A 2466-nucleotide genomic window follows, 5' to 3' on the forward strand; every position below is an offset into this window, starting at 1 on the left:
TGCGCGACCGGATCTGGTCTCACTATGAGCGGGTTCTTCAACAAAAACTGCATGATGATCGGGTGACCCGGCACTGCGTCGACAGCACCGAGCCACCTTTCTAACCGGCATCCCACTCTCTTACGCACAGGGGCCTTCGTGGCCCCTGTTTCGTCTACCCTACCCGCTCGCCCTTCTCGCCGCCAATTACTGCCGCCAGATTTATGCGGATTTACTCCGCCGGCAACACCCTTGCCCGCCCGTTCGCCAAACCCGCGAATCGAGATCTCGCCAGTGCGCACGACGCCAAGAACGAGGGCGGGAACTGTCTGCTCGAGGAAGAAGATCTGACCGTTGAAATCGACGATTTCGTCGAGGAGAGCATCGGCGTGCGCGGGTTGCATGCTGCCGGCGACGACGCTGGCCAACATGGCGGCGGCGACAAGCGCGCGGCGGGTGATGTGGCGGGCGCTGCCCGGACGGAGTGAGGCCTTGAACATTTGCTCTCCAGCGAGTGGGATTCGGAGCGCGGACGAGATGCGCTCGAAACGATGGAACGAAGCTTCAGCCCATCTGCGCCGGCTTGCCGCCGTTGATCATCCACGCGGTGCCGAAGCGGTCGACCAGCATGCCGAAGGACTCGACCCAAAAGGTCTGGCTCATCGGCATGGTGACCTTTCCGCCTGCGGACAGCGCGGCGAACACCTCGTTCGCCGCGGCCACCGAGGGGTACGAGAGCGACAGCGAGAAGCCGTGCATGCCTTCGAAGGGCTGCCCCGACATCGTGTCGGAGGCCATCAGGCGCCGGTCGCCGAGCGCGAGGCTGGCATGCATGATCCGCTCGGGCGAGCCCGCCGGCACGCAGGCCGACGCCGGTGCTTCGGCCTGCGTCATCATCATCTCGAGCGTGCCGCCGAGCGTTTTCTCGTAGAAGCGCATTGCCTCGGCGCAGGTGCCATCGAAGAACAGGTAGGTGTCAAGCTGGCTCATATCGTCTCCTTGTGTGCCGACGTGCGCTGCATCTCCTCGAAGCCTTCGGCCGCCTTTTGCACGTCGGCAGGGAAATCGGCCACTTCCTGGACCCGGTGGATCGCGATGATTTGGTGGCGCCCGCCGGGACAGCGCTTGGCCCACTCGATCGCGTCTTCCTTCGGCTTGACGGTGGTAACGCCCGCAAAGGAGACGAAATCCATCGGCACCAGCGAAAGTATATGAGCCCCCATCAAGCGGCGTCAATCTCTAATATTTGGCCCCATGTCCCCCCCGTAAGGTCATCCGAATCTCGCCTCGCTCAGCAAGTAGGGTGCAATAAGCGAAGCGCATTGCACCACCTTCCGGATGCCGGACTCGACGGCAGCAGCCAACAAGCAATTCGGCATTGGCCACTTGGCGCAAGGCCCTTCGACTATTGCGCCCTACCTTCTGGCAACTGACATGCCGCCGCCTACAGCCCCGCCAACCCCGCCACCCAGGCCTCAGCGCTCGGCCGCAGCAGTTCGAGAACCGGCAGCGGATAGACGCCGATCGCCAGTGTCAGAAGCGCCGACGGCGAGTACGGTACCGAACAGCGCTGCCAGACCAGCGCCGGTGTGGCTATGCAGCGCGGTGACGATGATCAGCAGTTCGGCCGGGAAACCGCTGGTCCCCGGCAGGCCGATGCCGGCCAGCGCGGCGAGTACGAAACCCAGCACCAGCAGGCGGGCCGTCACCGGCGCCATCGGCCGGTCAGTGGTGCGCCCGTCGCCCATTTTCCGCATGGGAGACGCCCTCTGTGCGCCTGCTTGCTGCTGTCCTCCAAACGCCCAAAGCCAATTTTGGGCTACAATGTAGCTCATTAACCTGGAGGATCAGACCATGTCCGCGAATGCTGTTGTTCGTGCCCGCATCGACGAGCACATCAAGGAAGAGGCGACCGTCGTGCTGGCGGCGATGGGGTTGACCGTATCGGACGCCTTCCGTATCCTCCTGACCCGCGTTGCCCGCGAGAAAGCGTTGCCATTCGAGCCACTAGTGCCGAACGCTGTCACAATCGAGGCGATGAAGGAAGCGCGCTGCGGTGGATTGAAGTCGTTCGCCACCGTCGAGGATCTGATGGCTGACCTGAATGAGGACGATTGAGCAAACCGGCCAGTTCAGGCGCGATTACAAGCGCAAGGCTAAAGGCCCGCATCGTGAGGCGCTGGCAAGAGACTTCGTTGCTATCGTTACGACCTTGGCGAATGACCAGCCGCTGGCCGAAAGACACCACGACCACGCACTGACTGGCGACTGGAAAGACCACCGGGATTGCCACATCAAGCCCGACCTTGTGTTGATTTACCGCAAGCCGAGTGGCGAAGTATTACAGCTCGTCCGCCTCGGCTCGCATAGCGAGCTTGGCCTGTGAGCGGCCAGGTTCCGCTCATGGGCTTACGAATGTCGGAATGTTGGACGAAGCCGCTACGCGGAGGAAACGGCGGCGCTGTCGTGGTGTTGAAGTCAAGATGT

6 protein-coding genes are annotated in these 2466 nt (G+C 62.6%); 3 read left to right on the top strand and 3 right to left on the bottom strand.

Annotated features, from left to right (window positions below; all coding sequences use genetic code 11):
* Positions 1–203 precede the first annotated feature (203 nt).
* On the top strand, positions 204–467 hold the full coding sequence (locus ACCAA_RS07730; RefSeq protein ID WP_186406664.1) for a hypothetical protein: 264 nt from the start codon (positions 204–206) through the stop codon (positions 465–467).
* A 76-nt stretch (positions 468–543) separates the two neighbouring features.
* On the opposite strand, the gene ACCAA_RS07735 is transcribed toward ACCAA_RS07730, so the two are convergent.
* The 3 genes from ACCAA_RS07735 to ACCAA_RS07745 all read right to left on the bottom strand — a co-directional run bounded on the left by ACCAA_RS07735 (position 544) and on the right by ACCAA_RS07745 (position 1736).
* Positions 544–969 (bottom strand): VOC family protein, encoded by a 426-nt coding sequence (locus ACCAA_RS07735; RefSeq protein WP_186406665.1) that lies wholly within the window; start codon positions 967–969, stop codon positions 544–546.
* Entirely contained in the window at positions 966–1202 is a 237-nt protein-coding gene (locus ACCAA_RS07740; protein ID WP_186406666.1) for a hypothetical protein, read from the bottom strand. Before ACCAA_RS07740 ends, ACCAA_RS07735 begins: the two co-directional genes overlap by 4 nt.
* 252 nt (positions 1203–1454) lie before the next feature.
* A complete protein-coding gene (locus ACCAA_RS07745; RefSeq protein WP_186406667.1) occupies positions 1455–1736 on the bottom strand; it encodes a hypothetical protein in 282 nt (93 codons plus the stop codon).
* Positions 1737–1833: 97 nt separating this feature from the next.
* Here ACCAA_RS07745 and ACCAA_RS07750 point away from each other — a divergent pair, with 97 nt between their 5' ends.
* Positions 1834–2097 carry a type II toxin-antitoxin system RelB/DinJ family antitoxin gene (locus tag ACCAA_RS07750; protein ID WP_186406668.1) on the top strand — a complete coding sequence of 88 codons (264 nt, stop codon included), beginning with the start codon at positions 1834–1836 and terminating at the stop codon, positions 2095–2097.
* On the top strand, positions 2084–2365 hold the full coding sequence (locus ACCAA_RS07755) for a type II toxin-antitoxin system YafQ family toxin (protein WP_186406669.1): 282 nt from the start codon (positions 2084–2086) through the stop codon (positions 2363–2365). Before ACCAA_RS07750 ends, ACCAA_RS07755 begins: the two co-directional genes overlap by 14 nt.
* The last annotated feature ends 101 nt before the right edge of the window (positions 2366–2466 follow it).

The sequence above is a fragment of the Candidatus Accumulibacter aalborgensis genome, from assembly GCF_900089955.1.
GTDB lineage: Bacteria > Pseudomonadota > Gammaproteobacteria > Burkholderiales > Rhodocyclaceae > Accumulibacter > Accumulibacter aalborgensis.

Coding starts and splice junctions, on each gene's coding strand:
- ACCAA_RS07745 (WP_186406667.1), bottom strand. CDS start 1,736: ATGCGGAAAATGGGCGACGGGCGCACCACTGACCGGCCGATGGCGCCG.
- ACCAA_RS07735 (WP_186406665.1), bottom strand. CDS start 969: ATGAGCCAGCTTGACACCTACCTGTTCTTCGATGGCACCTGCGCCGAG.
- ACCAA_RS07740 (WP_186406666.1), bottom strand. CDS start 1,202: ATGGGGGCTCATATACTTTCGCTGGTGCCGATGGATTTCGTCTCCTTT.
- ACCAA_RS07730 (WP_186406664.1), top strand. CDS start 204: ATGCGGATTTACTCCGCCGGCAACACCCTTGCCCGCCCGTTCGCCAAA.
- ACCAA_RS07755 (WP_186406669.1), top strand. CDS start 2,084: ATGAGGACGATTGAGCAAACCGGCCAGTTCAGGCGCGATTACAAGCGC.
- ACCAA_RS07750 (WP_186406668.1), top strand. CDS start 1,834: ATGTCCGCGAATGCTGTTGTTCGTGCCCGCATCGACGAGCACATCAAG.